Source organism: Vibrio sp. K4 (assembly GCF_051122595.1).
Classification (GTDB): domain Bacteria; phylum Pseudomonadota; class Gammaproteobacteria; order Enterobacterales; family Vibrionaceae; genus Vibrio; species Vibrio owensii.
The window spans coordinates 2,542,288-2,561,421 of the sequence record NZ_CP178577.1 but is presented as its reverse complement, the minus strand read 5'-3'; the positions used below and the strand labels follow the sequence as shown (position 1 = coordinate 2,561,421).

Genomic DNA, 19,134 nt, shown 5'->3' with positions numbered 1-19,134 from the left:
CGCGCACTATATCACGCTTTGAATTTTAAATTGCCAGCTTAATATCAGGAGAGCAGGTTTCTAAGCTCAACTGGTGGATCGTTGGCCACACAGATTCATCATATTGGGTTTTAGCTTTTATCTCGGCGTGCGCCAAAAGAGACAAAAGTGCACAAATTCGTGAGGCTGACAGACGAGTCAGCGCAGCATTGTAGAGTGGGCGTTTGTTTTGCCACACTCGATGCTTTTCAAACACCTGACTCATGCCCATTTGGGTTAAGTCGCGGTGCATATTCAGTAGTTGGTTGAACTCTTTTTGGACACTACGGATCAGAATAACGGTTTCTACGCCTTCTGCTTCCAGTTGGCGCAGAATGCGTTGGGCACGGTTGCCTTTGCCAGCAAGCAGAGCATCAATCCAGTGGAACGTTGTAAAGTGGTTATGGCGACTTAGAGCCTCTTCTAAGCGTACAACGGTCAGTTCACCATCAGGGTAGAGTAGAGCAAGTTTCTCTAAACTTTGCGATAGCGCGAACAAATTACCTTCGTGCCACTGTGCCAACATTTGCAGTGATTGTTGATCAGCTTTTAGCCCTAAAGCTCGGCATCGTGCTTGGACGAACATTGGCAGACGCTGTAAATCCGGCGTTAAGCAGCTTACCCAATCGCCTTTGCCGCTCAGAGCTTTAAACCACTTTGCGTTCTCTTGCGCTTTGGTCAGCTTGCTACCTACAACCACAAGCATGATGTCGTCGTGCAGCATTTCGCATAGGTTGACCAGCTCTTTACTGATCGCTGCGTTAGCTCCTGCCTCTGGCAGTTCCAGTTCAATGAGCTGACGGCTAGAGAATAGGCTTAGCGCTTGGAAGCAGTCGTACACTTGATTCCAATCTAAGCTGGCATCGACAGCAAAACGGTGTCTTTCTTCAAAGCCTTGTTGGCGAGCCATGTTTTGGATCGTTTGACGGCTTTCTTGAATCAACAGAGGTTCATTACCAAAGATCAGGTAAACCTGCTTAATGTGTTTCGCTAGATGGTCAGCCAGCTTGTCGGCAAAAATTCGCATTCTGATTAAGAGTTTGTGTTCGTAGAGTTAGCGTTTGTCACTTCAGGAGAAACGTGGCCTTGTTCGTATTCCGCTCGAACACGACCTAGCTGGCGCATCATTTGGCTAGCCGCTTGTTGACGCATTTCGTCTTCGATAACGTCACGTTCTACCGATTTTGCTAGTGCAGTTAGTGGGTTGTCTAGGTAGTTACGGTTTACCGTTGTCGTAAAGTCTTTTGCGCCGAAGCCTGGAATGGTCACGCGGTATTTCACTACGTAAGTCAGTTCTTTTTCTGCCGCACGGCTGTTTTGGTACAGAGATAGCGTGCGCTCGTCGATGGTTGCTTCAATGAGATGCAGGTTTGGTGTGTTCGAAGATGGTTGAACCAAGTCGACTTTATTCAATTCAAGTTGATCGCGGATGTAGCGCGTAAGAGGGCTGTATTCGTCGTAGCTCGTGAAAGACATTGTGTGCAGTTCTTCCGGAACGGAGTACTCACCACGAAGGTGAAAACCACAGGCAGAAAGAAGCCCCGCTAATACCAATACCACTGGTAGTTTAATCAAAGAGAAAAAGCGCATTGATTGTATTCATCCTAAATTGAAGGGGTTATTTACCTTAAACCACTCGACGTGAATGGTTTGAGGTAAATAAACAGGGTGATGACTCACCCTGTTAAAAAGACTCATGCCGAACGAATAAGTTCGCTCGGCGTTGAGTTTTTGCAAGCTGCGTTTCGTTAATAGCGATCGGCTAGTTTGCAACGATGTTCAATAGTTTACCTGGTACGTAAATGACTTTACGGATAGTTAGGCCATCTAGGAACTTCTTCGCGTTCTCATCGTTTAGACCAAGCTCACGAACTTGCTCTTCTGAAGCGTCAGCAGCAACAATTAGTTTCGCACGTAGCTTACCGTTGATCATTACAACGATAGTCTTCTCGTCTTCAACCAGTGCTTTCTCGTCAAACGTTGGCCAAACTGCGTTATCGATGTCTGATTCACCTAGCGCAGTCCATAGCTCGTATGAGATGTGCGGAGTGATTGGGTAAAGCATTGCAACTACGGCTTTAAGTGCTTCATCAAGGATCGCACGATCTTGTGCTGACTCTTGAGGCGCTTTCGCAAGCTTGTTCATCAGTTCCATGATAGCGGCAATCGCAGTGTTGAATGTTTGACGACGAGCGATATCGTCAGTCACTTTTGCGATTGTCTTATGAACGTCGCGACGTAACGCTTTTTGGTCACCAGAAAGTGCAGCTGTATCAACAGACTCAGCTGCGCCTTTTGAAGCGTGAGTGTGAACCAGTTTCCAAACACGTTTCAGGAAGCGGTTAGCACCTTCTACGCCAGACTCTTGCCACTCAAGTGTCATGTCTGCTGGTGAAGCAAACATCATGAATAGACGTACTGTGTCAGCACCGTACTTGTCTACCATCTCTTGTGGGTCGATGCCGTTGTTCTTCGACTTAGACATCTTGATCATGCCTGAGTGTTCAACGTTGCGACCTTCGTTGTCAGTAGCAGAAGTGATGCGACCTTTACCGTCACGCTCAACTTTAACGTCAGTTGGAGCAACCCATTCTTTACCGCCTTTCTCGTTCTCAAAGTAGAACGCGTCTGCTAGTACCATGCCTTGACACAGTAGTTGTTTGAACGGTTCGTCAGACGTTACGTAGCCTGCATCACGTAGCAGTTTGTGGAAGAAGCGAGAGTACAATAGGTGCATACAAGCGTGCTCGATACCACCGATGTACTGGTCTACTGGTAGCCAGTAGTTTGCTTTTTCTGGATCTAGGATGTCGTCAGCTTGTGGTGAACAGTAACGTGCGTAGTACCAAGAAGACTCCATGAACGTATCGAACGTATCTGTCTCACGTAGAGCAGGTTCGCCGTTGAAGGTTGTCTTCGCCCATTCTTTGTCTGCTTTGATTGGGCTTGTTACGCCATCCATTACCACGTCTTCTGGAAGAATGACTGGTAGTTGGTCTGCTGGTACTGGGTGAACTTCACCGTCTTCAGTCGTTACCATAGGGATTGGCGCACCCCAGTAACGTTGACGAGATACACCCCAGTCACGTAGACGGAAGTTTACTGTCTTCGTGCCTTTGCCTTTGCCTTCTGCTTCTAGCTTCGCTGCGATTGCATCGAATGCCGCTTGGAACTCTAGGCCGTCAAATTCACCTGAATCGAACAGTACACCTTTCTCTGTGTATGCTGCTTCAGAAACGTCTAGCTCGCTGCCATCAACTGGCTTGATAACAGGCACGATATCTAGACCGTACTTAGTTGCGAATTCGAAGTCACGTTGGTCGTGTGCAGGTACTGCCATTACAGCGCCTGTACCGTAGTCCATCAATACGAAGTTTGCTACGTAAACAGGAACTTCACGGCCGTTCAATGGGTGAATAGCAGTAAGGCCTGTTGCCATACCTTTCTTCTCCATTGTCGCCAATTCAGCTTCTGCTACTTTAGTGTTCTTACACTCTTCGATGAACGCTGCTAGTTCTGGGTTGTTCTCTGCTGCGATAGCCGCTAGAGGGTGACCTGCTGCGATACCAACGTAAGTCACACCCATTAGTGTGTCTGGACGTGTTGTGTAAACTTCTAGGTCTTGTTGACCCTTAACTTCAAACTTAAGCTCAACACCTTCAGAACGACCGATCCAGTTGCGCTGCATGGTTTTAACCATTTCTGGCCAACCTTCAAGTTTGTCTAGATCGTCTAGCAACTCTTGAGCGTATTCTGTGATCTTGATGAACCACTGAGGAATTTCTTTTTGCTCTACTGGAGTGTCACAACGCCAGCAGCAGCCGTCTTCAACCTGCTCGTTTGCAAGAACAGTTTGGTCGTTTGGACACCAGTTAACAGAAGAAGTCTTTTTGTAAACCAGACCTTTCTCGTAAAGCTTAGTGAAGAACTCTTGTTCCCAACGGTAGTACTCAGGTGTACATGTTGCGAATTCACGGTTCCAATCGTAACCAAAGCCAAGAAGCTTAAGTTGGTTCTTCATGTATTCGATGTTTTCGTAAGTCCAAGGTGCAGGCGCGGTGTTGTTTTTAACCGCTGCGTTTTCTGCAGGTAGACCAAACGCATCCCAACCGATTGGTTGCATTACGTTTTTGCCTTGTAGGCGTTGGAAACGAGATACTACGTCACCGATGGTGTAGTTGCGCACGTGACCCATGTGCAGTCGGCCACTTGGGTATGGGAACATGGATAGACAGTAGAATTTTTCTTTGTTTGGGTCTTCACTTACAACAAAGGTCTTGTTGTCATCCCAGTGCTTTTGAACTTTCTGTTCAAGGTCTTGTGGATTGTATTGTTCTTGCATCGATGGTATCCGGTTATCTTGGAATTTGTGAGTTCGGTTAGAACAGACTTAAATAGATCGTCATAGAATACCTAAAGCTAGGGATCACAACAATAGCCAATCTATACCCATGCGCCTTGAAGTGACGCTTGGTAGTGGAAAGATGGAGGTCAGTTATGCCTAAACGTAAAGCAGGTTATGAGGAAATGCTCGAGGATGTGATTGAAACCTTGAAGCATAGTCCGGATGAAGTTAACAAAGTATTCGAAACGTCGGGCAAAGTGGTGGATGCTGCCAACGACATGACCAAAGACGAACTCTCACTGATATCCGCTTATGTAAAAGCCGATTTAAAAGAGTTTTCCGACAACTATGAAGAAGGTAAGAGTGGGCCTTTCTATCTCACGATTGCTGATTCAATTTGGCAAGGTCTGCTCGATATTACCGATCGAACCAAAGTGGAATGGGTCGAGCTATTTGATGATTTGGAACATCAAGGGCTTTATGAAGCGGGCGAGGTGATTGGTCTCGGTACTTTAGTTTGTGACGAGTGTGGTCATAAGACGACATACAATCACCCAACCGTGATCATTCCATGTATCAAGTGCAATCACACAGGATTTAGTCGTCAGTCACTCAAGCCATAACATTTGTAGTCGAAAGAACAAAGAATAAAAAAAGAGGCCCTAGAGCCTCTTTTTTGCGTTTATGACTTTTTCTTTCTTGGTAACCACCAAGCAAGCAGCAAACTCAGCGCCGACCAAATGTACAGCGGCCAAGTGCCGACAACACGGTATGGTGTTTGTCCATCAGTTGGAACAAGTTCTGCACGAAGCACAGCGGTTTCAAACTGAGGGATCTGTTCAATCACCTTGCCTTTGTGGTCTGTTACTGCGGTTACGCCATTGTTGGTAGAGCGAATAAGTGGCTTACCAAGCTCAAGGGCACGCATACGCGCGATTTCCATGTGTTGCAATGGACCAATCGAATGACCAAACCACGCGTCGTTAGACAGCGTTAGGATGAAATCTGTATCGTCAGTGACGTTTTGGCGTACTTGTTCGCTGAAGATGATCTCGTAGCACAGTGCTGGGTCCATATGCTTACCGTTCGCCACGATATTTGGCTGAACAAAGTCGCCACGGCTGAACGATGACATCGGTAAGTTGAAGAATGGTGCTAGTGGACGCAGTACATCTTCAAACGGAACAAACTCACCAAATGGTAATAGGTGGTGTTTGTGGTAGCGCTTATCCATATCAAAGCTGTAGTCGCCGTATGGATTCACACCCAGCGATAGAATGCTGTTGTAGAACTGGCCGTCTTCACCTTGGTTCACGACACCGGTAATGATGGCGCTGTTGTTCATCTTCGCGGCGGCATCAATGTTTCTTAGGAAAGATGGTACTTCGATTTCAAACGCAGGAATGGCAGCCTCTGGCCAGACAATGATGTCCGCATCCCAGTTTTCACGAGTTAGGTCTGCGTACTTCATGATGGTTGGCCAACGTTGGCTCGGTAACCATTTTAGATTTTGGTCAACGTTACCTTGAATCAGCGCCACTTTGGTGGTGTCTTCAATACGAGGTGTTACCCAGTCGTATTGGCGAATACCAAAGCCTGCACTTAATAGCACCGCAGGGATGACGATCATTAACCACTGTTTGTGAACCCAAGCGTAAGCGAGCGCACCGGCGCTGATCATAATGAATAGCGTTAGAAGCTCTACACCACCGATAGGGGCGAAGCTTGCGAAAGGCGCGTCGATTTGGCTGTAGCCAAGCCATAGCCAAGGGAATCCTGTCATCACCCAGCCACGCAGCCAATCAGTAACTAGCCATAACGCTGGAGCTGCTAGAAGGGCTTTGCTTATCGTGAATTCAGGGAAGAACTTATTGCTGAGCCAAGCAAACAGGCCGGTGTAAACCGACAGGTAAGCGATCAGTAGGCCCATTAGGAAGACGTTTGCAATCAGCGGCATACCGCCAAAGCCAGCAATGCTGACGTAAACCCAACTTACACCCGTGGCGAACTGTCCTAAACCCCATGCATAACCGATCCAAAGTGCACGCTTAGGTGACTGGTTTGCAAGAAGAATTAGTAGGATTGCAGGGCTGAGTATGGCGATTGGCCATAACTGGTAAGGGGCAAATGCTAGGGTAGTGGAGGCGCCAACAAAAGCGGCCACTAAGGGCCGCTTGAGGCGATGAAAGAGTACATTCATCATTATATTTTTCTGATATTCCCGTTGTTAGGGTATCGCGTTACTCTTGAGTGGCTTCAACCAGCGTTTCTTCGTCTGGAATCGTCACTTGTAGTTGAATGACACGACGGTTGTCGGCAGCCGTTACTTTGAAGCTGTACGCATCAATTTCTACGACTTCGCCACGCGATGGTAGGTGACCAAAAGCAGTCATTACCATGCCGCCAACGGTATCCACTTCTTCATCGCTGAAGTTGGTACCGAATGTCTCATTAAACTCTTCAATGGTTGTCAGAGCTCTGACAGCAAACGTGTGTTTGCTTAGCTTACGGATATCGGTTTCTTCATCGTCATCGAACTCATCTTCAATATCCCCTACGATTTCTTCAAGGATATCTTCGATAGTCACGAGACCAGAAACGCCACCGAATTCATCGACAACAATCGCCATGTGATAACGTTCTTCACGGAACTCTTTTAACAGACGGTCGACACGTTTACTTTCCGGTACAACCACTGCTTGTCGAATTACTTCTTCGATATCAAATGGGTTACTGCCTGAGCCCAAGTATTTGAGTAAGTCCTTCGCTAGTAGAATGCCTTCCACATGGTCTTTATCTTCGCTGATCACAGGGTAGCGAGAGTGTTGAGCATCAGTAATTAGCGCGATCAAAGTATCAAGATCGTCTGTGCGCTCAACGGTAACCATTTGCGAACGCGGGATCATGATGTCACGCACGCGCATTTCGGAGATTTCCATAACACCTTCAAGCATGTCGCGGGTGTCGTGGTCAATCAGGTCATTAATTTCAGAGTCGCGGATTACATCTACAAGCTCTTGGCGGTCTTTTGGTTCGCCTTGAAATAGTTGACCTAGACGTTCAAAGAAGGACTTTCTACTCGGACCTTCTGCCTTTTCTTTCTTGCCTTCATTAGAAGAGGGAGAATTATCTTCGTTCATTGTTTCTCAATTAAGTAACGCTATCAGATGTGTGATAGCTCACATAGAAAGACGAGCACGAGATGGTTATCTGGGTGGGTCGCCTTTCCCTGTCGAGCAACTAAAGTTACTCTTTTTCAGCAACATACGGGTCTTCGTAACCCATACCTTGCATGATTTCTGTCTCGAGGGATTCCATCTCTTCAGCTTCATCATCCTCGATATGGTCATAACCTAGCAGATGCAAGCTGCCATGTACAACCATATGCGCCCAATGTGCTAGTAGAGGCTTGTTCTGCTCTACTGCCTCTTTTTCAACAACTTGGCGACAGATAATCAAATCGCCCAGTAGATCCATCTCCATACCTGGTGGTACTTCGAATGGGAAAGACAGCACATTGGTCGGCTTATCTTTACCACGGTATTCGTGGTTTAGCTCGTGACTTTCTTGCTCGTCGACAATACGAATCGTCAGTTCCGCTTGTGGTTGGAAAAGAGGAATGGTCTTATCTAGCCACAATTGGAAATCTTGCTCAGAAGGTAAGCCTTCTTCATTTTCGACTGCCAGTTGCAAATCAAGTTCAATTGCCATGGTTATTCCTTAGTTGCCGCGACTTGTGCGCTCAGTTCTGCTTTGGCTGCTTCTAGCAGTTTGGCATCACGTTCTTCACGACGGCGTTTTTCAAACTCTTTACGTTCTTTCTGGTCTTGCGCTTCCCACTTCTCATAAGCGTTAACGATACGAGCAACCACTGGGTGGCGCACTACGTCGTCAGCTTGGAAGAAGTTAAAGCTGATGTCGTCAACTTCGCTCAGTACTTCAATTGCATGACGAAGACCCGATTTTGCACCACGAGGCAAGTCAATCTGAGTGACGTCACCGGTGATAACTGCGCGAGAGTTGAAGCCGATACGCGTTAGGAACATCTTCATCTGCTCGACGGTGGTGTTTTGGCTCTCATCAAGAATGATGAAGGCGTCGTTTAGAGTACGACCACGCATGTAAGCAAGAGGTGCTACCTCAATCACGTTACGTTCAATCAGCTTTTCTACGCGCTCAAAGCCCAGCATTTCAAATAGGGCATCGTACAGAGGACGTAGGTAAGGGTCGACTTTCTGGCTCAAATCACCAGGTAGGAAGCCCAGTTTCTCACCCGCTTCAACCGCAGGACGAGTAAGTAGAATACGACGGATCTCTTGGCGCTCTAGTGCGTCAACGGCTGCTGCAACCGCTAGGTAAGTTTTACCTGTACCTGCAGGACCGATACCGAAAGTAATATCGTGCGTCACCATGTTCATCAGGTATTGACCCTGATTTGGTGTACGAGGCTTGATCACGCCTTTCTTGGTTTTTACGAAGACTTCTTTACCGTGTTCGATGTTCGACTCGGTATTTTGCTCCAGCACACCTGATTCTTTGATCGCCAGATGGATCTGCTCTGGTTCGATATCAGGCGTTTCGCCGCGGACAGGAGCGGTGTCTACATAAAGGGTTTTCAGAATATCCAGCGCAGCTGCTGCGGTATGAGGTTTACCGACAATGGTGAAAAGGTCGCTACGGTGGTTAATTTCAACGCCTAGACGACGTTCTAAATGCTTGATGTTGTCATCGAATGGACCGCACAGGCTTGCTAGTCGGCGGTTGTCTGAAGGTTCTAGATTGATTTCTAGCGTTACGATTTTATTGCTCAATGTTGCCTCTCATTTTATGCCATTTAACGAGAGCCTGATAACGACCAGGCTCTCAATGGCTATTTGTACGAGCTTATGGCGTAAAAGTAGCTACACCTAGCTCATCTTCGCGACGCGTTTTCGCCATCATTTGCGTTGGTGAAATCACGCTACGAAGGTCCATGTCTTTTTCTGTACGTACTAGCTCACCACGTAGTGAGTTAGCAAATACATCCGTAATCTTCACGTCAACGAACTGACCGATTAGGTCTGCGCTACCTTCAAAGTTTACTACACGGTTGTTTTCTGTACGAGCACGAAGCTCCATTAGGTTCTTCTTAGAAGGACCTTCAACCAGAACACGTTGCTCAGTGCCTAGCATTAGGCGAGAGTAGCGCATTGCTTGTGCGTTTACGGTTTGTTGTAGCTCGTATAGACGCTCTTTCTTCACTTGCTCTGATAGGTCACAAGGGTAATCTGCCGCTGGCGTACCTGGACGTGGAGAGAAGATGAAGCTGAAGCTCATGTCAAAGTCTACGTCTTTGATTAGCTTCATTGTGTCTTGGAAATCTTTGTCTGTTTCACCAGGGAAACCAACGATAAAGTCAGAACTGATTTGAATATCAGGACGTGCTTTACGCAGTTTACGGATGATCGACTTGTACTCAATCCCAGTGTGAGGACGTTTCATCATAGTTAGCACTCGATCACTACCGCTTTGTACTGGTAGGTGAAGGAAGCTCACTAGCTCAGGTGTGTCTTCGTATACTGCGATGATGTCATCAGTAAACTCTAATGGGTGGCTTGTTGTAAAGCGGATACGATCAATACCATCGATAGACGCAACCAAACGAAGCAGTTCTGCAAATGAACAGATTTCACCGTCGTGCATAGGACCACGGTACGCGTTTACGTTTTGACCTAGTAGGTTTACTTCACGTACGCCTTGATCTGCTAGCTGTGCGATTTCGAACAGTACGTCATCCATTGGACGGCTTACTTCTTCACCACGAGTGTACGGTACTACACAGTAAGTACAGTACTTAGAACAGCCTTCCATAATAGAAACGAATGCCGTTGCACCTTCAGCACGAGGTTCAGGTAGACGGTCGAACTTTTCGATTTCTGGGAATGAAATGTCCATTACTGGTGCTTCATCCGATTGAGATTGTTTGATCATCTCAGGAAGACGGTGAAGAGTTTGTGGACCAAAAATTACATCAACGTATGGAGCACGCTGACGGATGTGGTCACCTTCTTGAGTTGCTACACAACCACCTACGCCGATAACTACGCCAGGCTTTTTATCTTTTAGTGTCTTCCAACGGCCAAGCTGGTGGAAAACTTTCTCTTGCGCTTTTTCACGGATCGAACAGGTGTTAAGTAGAAGTACGTCTGCTTCCTCTGGCTCTTCGGTCAGCTCATAGCCGTTTGCAGCATTAAGCAGGTCGGCCATTTTTGATGAATCGTATTCGTTCATCTGGCAGCCCCAGGTTTTAATTAGCAGTTTCTTACTCATCTCACTTTCGCTCGTTCAGTTGTTCTTAAATCGGAGAGCTATTGCTCAAATTATAGCCGCCATCTCGGCGGTAAGCGGCGTATTGTACTGCTTTAAAAAGCACCTGACTAGTGATCTGACAAATTCTCTGCAAACCCTGATGAAATCTAGTTTTTTGCCCTATATACAGCAAGGTTTTTTGTTAAACAATTTTGTAAAAATAGCCACGGAACGTACAATTAAAAAACGCCAATTAATCAATATGATGAAGAGCAAAAAATGAACAAGTATGACATCGCCGTAATCGGTGGCGGCATGGTCGGGGCAGCGGTGGCTGTTGGCTTTGCCAAGCAAGGCAGAAGTGTTGTAGTGGTAGAAGGCGCAGAGCCAAAGGCGTTTGAGGCTTCTCAAGCGTTGGATATTCGCGTTTCTGCGATTTCTCATCAGTCAGTGAAGCTACTTGATTCATTAGGTGCATGGTCAGCAATTGAGAGCATGCGAGTGTGTCCTTATCGCCGCTTGGAAACGTGGGAACATCCAGAGTGCCGTACTCGTTTTCACTCTGATGAGCTTTCACTAGAGCAGTTAGGATACATTGTTGAAAACCGCCTAATCCAACTAGGCCTTTGGCAAACTTTCGCACAATACGACAACTTAACGGTGATGTGCCCAGAGCGATTGAAAGACATCGAATTTGCCGAGGTAAATCGTGTAACGCTAGAAAGCGGCGAGCAGTTTGAAGCGAGTTGGGTGATTGGTGCCGATGGCGCGAACTCAAAAGTTCGTCAATTGGCGGGTATTGGCGTAACCGCATGGGATTACCGTCAACATTGCATGCTGATCAACGTGAAAACCGAACTTCCTCAACAAGACATCACTTGGCAGCAATTTACTCCGTCAGGCCCACGCTCGTTCTTGCCACTATGCTCATTAACTGAAGATGGCAAAGAAGTAGGGCAGGGTTCGTTGGTGTGGTATGACTCGCCAAAACGCATTAAGCAATTGTGCGCGATGACCAAACCTCAGCTAAAAGAAGAGATCCTACGTCATTTCCCTGCTGAATTGGGTGATATCGACGTTTTACAGTTTGGCTCATTCCCATTGACTCGCCGTCATGCTCAAAGTTATTCAAACAAGCATTGCGTGTTAGTGGGCGATTCTGCTCATACAATTAACCCACTTGCTGGGCAAGGCGTGAATCTTGGCTTCAAGGATGTTGATGTCCTGCTTTCAGTAACGGATCAGCAAGAGCAACTTAATGATTCATTACTCGCCAAGTATGAGCGCATGCGTCGACCAGATAACTTGCTAATGCAAACGGGCATGGATGTGTTCTACAAAGGCTTTAGTAATGATTTAGGGCCACTGAAGTTCGCTCGTAATGCGGCATTAAAGTTGGCGGAAAATTCAGGGCCGATTAAAGCACAAGTATTGAAGTACGCATTGGGTATGTAAGTCTGGATACCGCTAAGCGTCAGGTAGAAAAGCAATAGATAGAAAAAAAGCGAGCCATGAGCTCGCTTTTTTAATTCGATAAATCAGAGATCTATCGAGTCCAGAATCGGAAAAAAGAAAAAACCCAGCAAATTAATGCTGGGTTTTTCAATCATGGTGCGGTCGGAGAGACTTGAACTCTCACACCTTGCGGCGCCAGAACCTAAATCTGGTGCGTCTACCAATTCCGCCACGACCGCATCGTGTTTTTTAGTTACTAAGGTGATTGGTATAACCTTAACAACGTTTTGTAATGGCAGGGCTACCTGGATTCGAACCAGGGAATGGCGGCATCAAAAGCCGCTGCCTTACCGCTTGGCGATAGCCCTACAGGTCTTAGTCTTTCAGCTAAGTGCTTTCCATTTAAGGAAAGTTATGGTGCGGTCGGAGAGACTTGAACTCTCACACCTTGCGGCGCCAGAACCTAAATCTGGTGCGTCTACCAATTCCGCCACGACCGCGCTTTAACGCTTCTGATCAATAGTCTTAAGTATAAACTATTTATCGGAATAAATGGTGGCTACGACGGGATTCGAACCTGTGACCCCATCATTATGAGTGATGTGCTCTAACCAGCTGAGCTACGTAGCCAACAATATGTTTTTAATTAAGATGGTGCGGTCGGAGAGACTTGAACTCTCACACCTCGCGGCGCCAGAACCTAAATCTGGTGCGTCTACCAATTCCGCCACGACCGCATCTTAATTGTTGTTATCGAGAGAATTGGTAAAACCTCAATAACGTCCCTTTAAAGGGAGAATAATGGCAGGTCTACCTGGATTCGAACCAGGGAATGGCGGCATCAAAAGCCGCTGCCTTACCGCTTGGCGATAGACCTACGGGCGATAGTCAAAAGACATATCAAATTAGAAAAGTATGGTGCGGTCGGAGAGACTTGAACTCTCACACCTTGCGGCGCCAGAACCTAAATCTGGTGCGTCTACCAATTCCGCCACGACCGCGACTTTTCTAAATCATCTAGGAAGTTGGTAAAACCTAGACAATAAAATAAATGGTGGCTACGACGGGATTCGAACCTGTGACCCCATCATTATGAGTGATGTGCTCTAACCAGCTGAGCTACGTAGCCAACAATATGTTTTTAATTAAGATGGTGCGGTCGGAGAGACTTGAACTCTCACACCTTGCGGCGCCAGAACCTAAATCTGGTGCGTCTACCAATTCCGCCACGACCGCGTCTTAATTGTTGTTATCGAGAGAATTGGTAAAACCTCAATAACGTCCCTTTAAAGGGAAAATATGGCAGGGCTACCTGGATTCGAACCAGGGAATGGCGGCATCAAAAGCCGCTGCCTTACCGCTTGGCGATAGCCCTACATTGCTCTAATAAAAGAGACTTTAATCATGGTGCGGTCGGAGAGACTTGAACTCTCACACCTTGCGGCGCCAGAACCTAAATCTGGTGCGTCTACCAATTCCGCCACGACCGCATAACTACTGAGTAAACTCAATAATTAAAATAGTGGCAGGTCTACCTGGATTCGAACCAGGGAATGGCGGCATCAAAAGCCGCTGCCTTACCGCTTGGCGATAGACCTGCAGGCAATAAATATATGGTGCGGTCGGAGAGACTTGAACTCTCACACCTTGCGGCGCCAGAACCTAAATCTGGTGCGTCTACCAATTCCGCCACGACCGCATATATTTATTTAGTTTCGATTCAAGATGGTGCGGTCGGAGAGACTTGAACTCTCACACCTTGCGGCGCCAGAACCTAAATCTGGTGCGTCTACCAATTCCGCCACGACCGCATCTTGAAATCTATTAACCATTAGTTAATTGGTAAAAACTAATCGTTGAATTTTTTCTTTCATTAAAGAAAGAATGGTGGCTACGACGGGATTCGAACCTGTGACCCCATCATTATGAGTGATGTGCTCTAACCAGCTGAGCTACGTAGCCATCTTTTTGAGCGAGACAATATAAACCTTCACGCTCTAAGTGACAACCCTTTTTCTTAAAGGAATCTCACTTTGGAATAATGGCAGGTCTACCTGGATTCGAACCAGGGAATGGCGGCATCAAAAGCCGCTGCCTTACCGCTTGGCGATAGACCTGCAGGCAGTAGTATTTCTACTACTTAAAACATGGTGCGGTCGGAGAGACTTGAACTCTCACACCTTGCGGCGCCAGAACCTAAATCTGGTGCGTCTACCAATTCCGCCACGACCGCATCTATTCCTAACTATTCTGATAAAAGAATGTTTAGGAATGGTGGCTACGACGGGATTCGAACCTGTGACCCCATCATTATGAGTGATGTGCTCTAACCAGCTGAGCTACGTAGCCAATACCATATTTTTCGTTCTCGTCGCTAAGTTGCCTTGTTGTCGGGAACGGCGCGCATTATGCGAAGTTGAGTGAGATCCGTCAACAGTTTTTTTCAATAAATCCCGCAAAATCCATCGTTCGCTTCCTTTTTAAACAAAGAGGCGCGTTTATGATCTAAAACTGGAAATAAATTGGCTTGGAGTGAGGGAGTTTATTTTCTGTTGTTTATGAAAGGTATAAAAAAAGCCAGCACTACGGCTGGCTTTTTATGTAAATGAAGTGTTTAAAATTCATTCACTTAATTATACGTTGAAGCGGAAGTGTACAACATCGCCATCTTTAACGATGTATTCTTTACCTTCTAGACGCCATTTACCTGCATCTTTCGCACCGCTTTCACCGTTGCATTGGATGAAATCGTCGTAACCAACAACTTCTGCACGGATGAAGCCTTTTTCAAAGTCAGTGTGGATCTTCGCTGCTGCTTTTGGCGCAGTTGCACCAACAGGGATTGTCCATGCGCGAACTTCTTTCACGCCAGCTGTGAAGTAAGTTTGTAGGTTTAGCAGTTCGTAACCCGCGCGGATAACACGGTTTAGACCTGGTTCTTCGATACCAAGGTCAGCTAGGAACTCTTCACGCTCGTCGTCTTCTAGTTCAGCCATCTCTGATTCGATCGCTGCACATACAGGAACAACAACGTTGTTTTCTTTTGCTGCAAACTCACGTACTGCGTCTAGGTATGCGTTGTCTTCAAAACCATCTTCGTTCACGTTAGCGATGTACATAGTTGGTTTTAGCGTCAGGAAGTTTAGGTAGCCAATTGCTGCTAGTTCTTCTTTCGTAAGCTCAACAGTACGCGCCATGCCACCTTCCGTTAGGATAGGAAGCAGTTTTTCTAGAACCGTCAGTTCGAATTTTGCGTCTTTATCGCCGCCTTTTGCTTTCTTAGCGTTACGCTGAATCGCGCGCTCACAAGAATCAAGGTCAGCCATTGCTAGCTCAAGGTTGATAACTTCAATATCTTCGATTGGAGATACTTTACCTGCAACGTGAACGATGTTGTCGTTTTCGAAACAACGTACAACGTGGCCGATTGCGTCAGTTTCACGGATGTTCGCTAGGAATTTGTTACCTAGACCTTCACCGCGAGATGCACCTGCAACTAGACCAGCGATGTCTACGAATTCCATTGTAGTAGGCAGAACTTTCTGTGGGTTAACGATCTTTGCTAGAGCATCTAGACGTAGATCTGGCACAGGAACCACACCAGTGTTTGGTTCAATGGTACAGAACGGGAAGTTTGCTGCTTCAATACCCGCTTTAGTTAGTGCGTTAAACAGAGTTGATTTACCAACGTTAGGAAGACCAACGATGCCACATTTAAAACCCATGATAGTAACCTTATTCAGCTTTGAACGTGTGGAGGCGATTTTGTGCTTTTGATAGACCATCCTTAATTAGGATATCTAGACAGCGCACTGATTCGTCAGCTGCGGCGTCTAGTAGCTCTTGCTCTTTTGCTGGAGCTTTGCCTAGTACAAAACCTGCCACTTTATCTTTGTGTCCCGGATGGCCGATGCCGATACGAAGACGATAAAAATCTTTGTTATTGCCCAGTTTGCTAATCGTGTCACGCAGACCATTATGGCCACCGTGACCGCCACCTTTCTTAAACTTAGCGACACCTGGCGGTAAGTCTAGCTCGTCATGAGCAACCATGATCTCTTCTGGCTTAATTTGGTAAAACTTCGCGAGTGCTGCGATCGCCTTGCCAGATAGATTCATGAAGGTGGTTGGGATTAGCAAACGGAGATCCTGGCCATTGACCATAATGCGTCCTGTTAGGCCAAAGAACTTTGGTTCGTTCTTCAGGGTAACGTTGTGAACGCGAGCTAATTCTTCTACAACCCAAGCGCCCGCATTGTGGCGAGTTTTGGCGTATTCTGGTCCCGGATTAGCAAGACCAACAAGAAGTTTGATTGGTTGAGTCAAGGTTAGGATCTCTCTGGAATCTCAAAAAGCGCAGTATGATAGCACAGAATTCTCACAGTGGGCGACCAAGGGATTTTCTGCCTATCGATACAAATAAAAAAACACCCCAAAGAGGGGTGCTTTTTAAATCAGTCTAACTGAAATGTTCGTATTAGTTGAACATTGCAGAGATTGACTCTTCGTTGCTGATACGACGAATCGCTTCAGCTAGCATGCGAGATAGGCTTAGTGTGGTCACTTTGCCAGTTGCAGCCATCTCTTTAGATAGAGAGATAGAGTCAGTTACGATAACTTGGTCAAGAACTGAGTTCTTGATGTTGTCTGCAGCGTTACCAGAGAAAACAGCGTGAGTTGCGTAAGCGAATACACGCTTAGCACCGCGCTCTTTTAGCGCTTCAGCTGCTTTACATAGTGTGCCACCTGTATCGATCATGTCATCAACGATCACACAGTCACGACCTTCAACGTCACCGATTAGGTTCATTACTTCAGAAACGTTTGCACGTGGACGACGCTTGTCAACGATAGCGATGTCGATATCGCCTAGCGCTTTTGCTGTTGCACGAGCACGAACAACGCCACCTAGGTCAGGAGAAACCACTACTGGGTTTTCTAGACCACGAGATTGCATGTCTTCTAGAAGTACTGGCGTACCGAAGATGTTATCAACTGGTACATCGAAGAAGCCTTGGATTTGCTCTGCGTGTAGGTCGATAGTCAGAACGCGGTCAACACCAACGTTAGATAGGAAATCAGCAACAACTTTTGCAGTAATTGGCACACGAGAAGAACGTACACGACGATCTTGGCGAGCGTAGCCGAAGTAAGGAATAACTGCAGTGATACGGCCTGCTGAAGCACGGCGCATTGCATCAATCATAACAACCAGTTCCATTAGGTTGTCGTTAGTCGGTGCACAAGTGGATTGAATGATAAAAACATCGCTACCACGAACATTCTCGTTGATTTGAACTGCAACTTCGCCATCAGAAAAGCGAGAAACAGATGCATCACCTAGAGAGATGTAAAGACGATCAGCAATACGTTGGGCTAGTTCAGGTGTTGCGTTACCAGCAAATAGCTTCATATCAGGCACGGTGGAAACCTCGGGTTTGCGTCCAGTTTTAAATAGGTCGGTGTGAGGCTGATTGGTATTCAGCCAAAGTCTCTTTCAGTGGCGAAATATTGCGCCCTTGAGCGACAAATGCCGAGACTTTATCAGAGAGTTGTGCAAGGATAGTTTCCGCTTCGGTTTTGCTCGAAAATTCAGCAAAAACGCAAGATCCTGTCCCCGTCAATCTTGACGGCGCGTATTGTAGCAGCCATGAAAGTTGCTTATCAACCTCTGGGTAGAGCATTCGTACAATTTTTTCGCAATCGTTTACGCTTGGCGCGTTTAAAAGCGTTTCTAAATCGCGTTTTGGCGTATTTCGGGTCAGATCTGGATGACCGAATATGTCGGCGGTTGCAATGGAAACATTTGGGCGAACAACCAAATACCATTTCTCATCTGGATGAGCCGGAGAAAGTTTCTCGCCAACACCTTCCGCAAACGCAGCAAAGCCGCGAACAAAAACGGGTACATCAGCACCAAGCGCAAGGCCGATTTCGGCTAATTCATCATCACTTAAGTGGGTTTGCCATAGGTAGTTCAGTGCAACCAGCGCTGTTGCCGCATTTGAAGAACCGCCACCAATGCCACCGCCCATCGGTAAGATCTTATGAAGATCAATATGGGCGCCGTATGAGCAATTTGCGTAGTGTTGCAAAGCCGTGGCAGCTTTCCAGATCAAGTTGTCTTTTAGAGGGACACCTTCAATCTCTGGTGAAATGGTGATCTCACCAGAGTCGTTCGCTTGAATAGTGAGTTCATCGCCGTGATCGACGAATTGGAATAGTGTTTGTAGCTCGTGGTAGCCGTTTTCAGTGCGGTCATTGATATAAAGAAAGAGATTCAATTTCGCCGGAGATGGCCAGCGGGTTGAAATATCGATCATTGGGTGATGTTCCATTTTGTGATCACTAAATTAATTTTTACGTCTGCTGTGCTCAGCTTTAACTTGCTTGGTAGAGGCAATGTCTGTTGATGCCATTCAATGTCACCATAGCGTTGATACGCGATGTTCCAATCATTCGGGCCGATCTGTTTATCGAGGGCTTGCAATGTATTGGTTGGTGAAAGCTGGAAAGAGTCTGCATCGGTTGGCAAGCCGAGTAGCCAGTCTGGCATGTGGTCGACTGGCATCATCAAACCGGTCAAACGGAAAATGAGTTGGTTAGCATCACGAGCAGAGAGTACTTGATCATCGTACGTTTCGACCGTCGCGCCTTGCGGGGTAATCGTGAGCTTTAATGCGGTTTGACCAAGCAGAGTGGTTAAGCGCAATTGGCTTAAGGCGGAAGAGTGCTTCCAGAAAAAGTTCAGGCTTTGTCTTTGATCAGGGCCAATGTAGCCAAGTTTGCCTGTAGCTTGAAAGTTATCAATGGTTTCCAGTCGCTGTTCGTGCGCTTGCCACTCTACGCTGGTGACACTTTCAGGAACAGAACTACAACCCGCGAGTACTAGGCTCGATAAGAGCAAGATGAGAAAGGAGCGTAAGGTCATGTTTGATGGCTTATTAATCAGTTTCATCGGTAATCGCTCACAACTATAGCATTGAAAAGCCGAGCGAAGGAAAACAAATCCGGCTTACCCTTTCAAT

General features: G+C 46.6%; 15 protein-coding genes and 18 tRNA genes. 2 read left to right on the top strand and 31 right to left on the bottom strand.

What is annotated here, in order from left to right; all coding sequences use genetic code 11:
• Positions 1-25: 25 nt before the first annotated feature.
• From holA to leuS, 3 genes are all read right to left on the bottom strand, one after another.
• Entirely contained in the window at positions 26-1,045 is a 1,020-nt protein-coding gene (gene holA / locus ACLIIY_RS11485) for a DNA polymerase III subunit delta (protein ID WP_009705649.1), read from the bottom strand.
• Between the two features lie 5 nt (positions 1,046-1,050).
• Positions 1,051-1,608 (bottom strand): LPS assembly lipoprotein LptE, encoded by a 558-nt coding sequence (lptE, locus tag ACLIIY_RS11480; protein WP_009705650.1) that lies wholly within the window; start codon positions 1,606-1,608, stop codon positions 1,051-1,053.
• Between the two features lie 172 nt (positions 1,609-1,780).
• Positions 1,781-4,360, bottom strand: a complete 2,580-nt coding sequence (leuS, locus tag ACLIIY_RS11475) for a leucine--tRNA ligase (RefSeq protein ID WP_434527628.1) — start codon at positions 4,358-4,360, stop codon at positions 1,781-1,783.
• A gap of 155 nt (positions 4,361-4,515) precedes the next feature.
• On the opposite strand from leuS, the gene ACLIIY_RS11470 reads away from it, so the two are divergent.
• Positions 4,516-4,986 (top strand): zinc ribbon-containing protein, encoded by a 471-nt coding sequence (locus ACLIIY_RS11470; protein ID WP_005438586.1) that lies wholly within the window; start codon positions 4,516-4,518, stop codon positions 4,984-4,986.
• Positions 4,987-5,045: 59 nt separating this feature from the next.
• On the opposite strand, the gene lnt is transcribed toward ACLIIY_RS11470, so the two are convergent.
• The 5 genes from lnt to miaB form a co-directional block, all read right to left on the bottom strand.
• Entirely contained in the window at positions 5,046-6,566 is a 1,521-nt protein-coding gene (lnt, locus tag ACLIIY_RS11465) for an apolipoprotein N-acyltransferase (RefSeq protein WP_199459378.1), read from the bottom strand.
• 37 nt (positions 6,567-6,603) lie between these two features.
• Entirely contained in the window at positions 6,604-7,503 is a 900-nt protein-coding gene (gene corC / locus ACLIIY_RS11460) for a CNNM family magnesium/cobalt transport protein CorC (RefSeq protein WP_005438590.1), read from the bottom strand.
• A 106-nt stretch (positions 7,504-7,609) separates the two neighbouring features.
• Positions 7,610-8,074 (bottom strand): rRNA maturation RNase YbeY, encoded by a 465-nt coding sequence (ybeY, locus tag ACLIIY_RS11455; protein WP_434527627.1) that lies wholly within the window; start codon positions 8,072-8,074, stop codon positions 7,610-7,612.
• 2 nt (positions 8,075-8,076) lie between these two features.
• Positions 8,077-9,174, bottom strand: a complete 1,098-nt coding sequence (locus ACLIIY_RS11450) for a PhoH family protein (RefSeq protein WP_005438593.1) — start codon at positions 9,172-9,174, stop codon at positions 8,077-8,079.
• Positions 9,175-9,247: 73 nt separating this feature from the next.
• A complete protein-coding gene (miaB, locus tag ACLIIY_RS11445; protein ID WP_005438595.1) occupies positions 9,248-10,672 on the bottom strand; it encodes a tRNA (N6-isopentenyl adenosine(37)-C2)-methylthiotransferase MiaB in 1,425 nt (474 codons plus the stop codon).
• A gap of 258 nt (positions 10,673-10,930) precedes the next feature.
• On the opposite strand from miaB, the gene ACLIIY_RS11440 reads away from it, so the two are divergent.
• On the top strand, positions 10,931-12,106 hold the full coding sequence (locus tag ACLIIY_RS11440) for a 2-octaprenyl-3-methyl-6-methoxy-1,4-benzoquinol hydroxylase (RefSeq protein ID WP_434527626.1): 1,176 nt from the start codon (positions 10,931-10,933) through the stop codon (positions 12,104-12,106).
• 154 nt (positions 12,107-12,260) lie between these two features.
• On the opposite strand, the gene ACLIIY_RS11435 is transcribed toward ACLIIY_RS11440, so the two are convergent.
• The 23 genes from ACLIIY_RS11435 to lolB all read right to left on the bottom strand — a co-directional run bounded on the left by ACLIIY_RS11435 (position 12,261) and on the right by lolB (position 19,064).
• Positions 12,261-12,345 (bottom strand) — tRNA-Leu (locus tag ACLIIY_RS11435).
• 54 nt (positions 12,346-12,399) lie between these two features.
• Positions 12,400-12,474, bottom strand: a tRNA-Gln gene (locus ACLIIY_RS11430).
• A 47-nt stretch (positions 12,475-12,521) separates the two neighbouring features.
• Positions 12,522-12,606 (bottom strand) — tRNA-Leu (locus tag ACLIIY_RS11425).
• A gap of 53 nt (positions 12,607-12,659) precedes the next feature.
• Positions 12,660-12,736 (bottom strand) — tRNA-Met (locus ACLIIY_RS11420).
• Between the two features lie 22 nt (positions 12,737-12,758).
• Positions 12,759-12,843, bottom strand: a tRNA-Leu gene (locus ACLIIY_RS11415).
• A 65-nt stretch (positions 12,844-12,908) separates the two neighbouring features.
• Positions 12,909-12,983: transfer RNA gene (locus ACLIIY_RS11410), tRNA-Gln, on the bottom strand.
• Between the two features lie 39 nt (positions 12,984-13,022).
• Positions 13,023-13,107 (bottom strand) — tRNA-Leu (locus ACLIIY_RS11405).
• Between the two features lie 51 nt (positions 13,108-13,158).
• Positions 13,159-13,235: transfer RNA gene (locus ACLIIY_RS11400), tRNA-Met, on the bottom strand.
• 22 nt (positions 13,236-13,257) lie between these two features.
• A tRNA-Leu gene (locus tag ACLIIY_RS11395) sits at positions 13,258-13,342 on the bottom strand.
• A gap of 64 nt (positions 13,343-13,406) precedes the next feature.
• A tRNA-Gln gene (locus ACLIIY_RS11390) sits at positions 13,407-13,481 on the bottom strand.
• A gap of 30 nt (positions 13,482-13,511) precedes the next feature.
• Positions 13,512-13,596 (bottom strand) — tRNA-Leu (locus tag ACLIIY_RS11385).
• 33 nt (positions 13,597-13,629) lie between these two features.
• A tRNA-Gln gene (locus ACLIIY_RS11380) sits at positions 13,630-13,704 on the bottom strand.
• Between the two features lie 16 nt (positions 13,705-13,720).
• Positions 13,721-13,805: transfer RNA gene (locus tag ACLIIY_RS11375), tRNA-Leu, on the bottom strand.
• A gap of 27 nt (positions 13,806-13,832) precedes the next feature.
• A tRNA-Leu gene (locus tag ACLIIY_RS11370) sits at positions 13,833-13,917 on the bottom strand.
• Positions 13,918-13,991: 74 nt separating this feature from the next.
• Positions 13,992-14,068, bottom strand: a tRNA-Met gene (locus tag ACLIIY_RS11365).
• 80 nt (positions 14,069-14,148) lie between these two features.
• Positions 14,149-14,223, bottom strand: a tRNA-Gln gene (locus tag ACLIIY_RS11360).
• Between the two features lie 31 nt (positions 14,224-14,254).
• A tRNA-Leu gene (locus ACLIIY_RS11355) sits at positions 14,255-14,339 on the bottom strand.
• A gap of 39 nt (positions 14,340-14,378) precedes the next feature.
• A tRNA-Met gene (locus ACLIIY_RS11350) sits at positions 14,379-14,455 on the bottom strand.
• A 284-nt stretch (positions 14,456-14,739) separates the two neighbouring features.
• Positions 14,740-15,831 carry a redox-regulated ATPase YchF gene (gene ychF / locus ACLIIY_RS11345; protein ID WP_009705656.1) on the bottom strand — a complete coding sequence of 364 codons (1,092 nt, stop codon included), beginning with the start codon at positions 15,829-15,831 and terminating at the stop codon, positions 14,740-14,742.
• 10 nt (positions 15,832-15,841) lie between these two features.
• Positions 15,842-16,432 (bottom strand): aminoacyl-tRNA hydrolase, encoded by a 591-nt coding sequence (pth, locus tag ACLIIY_RS11340; protein WP_005438598.1) that lies wholly within the window; start codon positions 16,430-16,432, stop codon positions 15,842-15,844.
• Positions 16,433-16,583: 151 nt separating this feature from the next.
• Positions 16,584-17,528 carry a ribose-phosphate pyrophosphokinase gene (locus ACLIIY_RS11335; RefSeq protein WP_010446481.1) on the bottom strand — a complete coding sequence of 315 codons (945 nt, stop codon included), beginning with the start codon at positions 17,526-17,528 and terminating at the stop codon, positions 16,584-16,586.
• Positions 17,529-17,556: 28 nt separating this feature from the next.
• Positions 17,557-18,429, bottom strand: a complete 873-nt coding sequence (gene ispE / locus ACLIIY_RS11330) for a 4-(cytidine 5'-diphospho)-2-C-methyl-D-erythritol kinase (protein WP_434527625.1) — start codon at positions 18,427-18,429, stop codon at positions 17,557-17,559.
• Positions 18,426-19,064, bottom strand: coding sequence for a lipoprotein insertase outer membrane protein LolB (gene lolB, locus ACLIIY_RS11325; protein ID WP_005438601.1), 639 nt, complete (start codon positions 19,062-19,064; stop codon positions 18,426-18,428). The genes ispE and lolB overlap by 4 nt, the downstream gene beginning before the upstream one ends.
• Between the last annotated feature and the right edge of the window lie 70 nt (positions 19,065-19,134).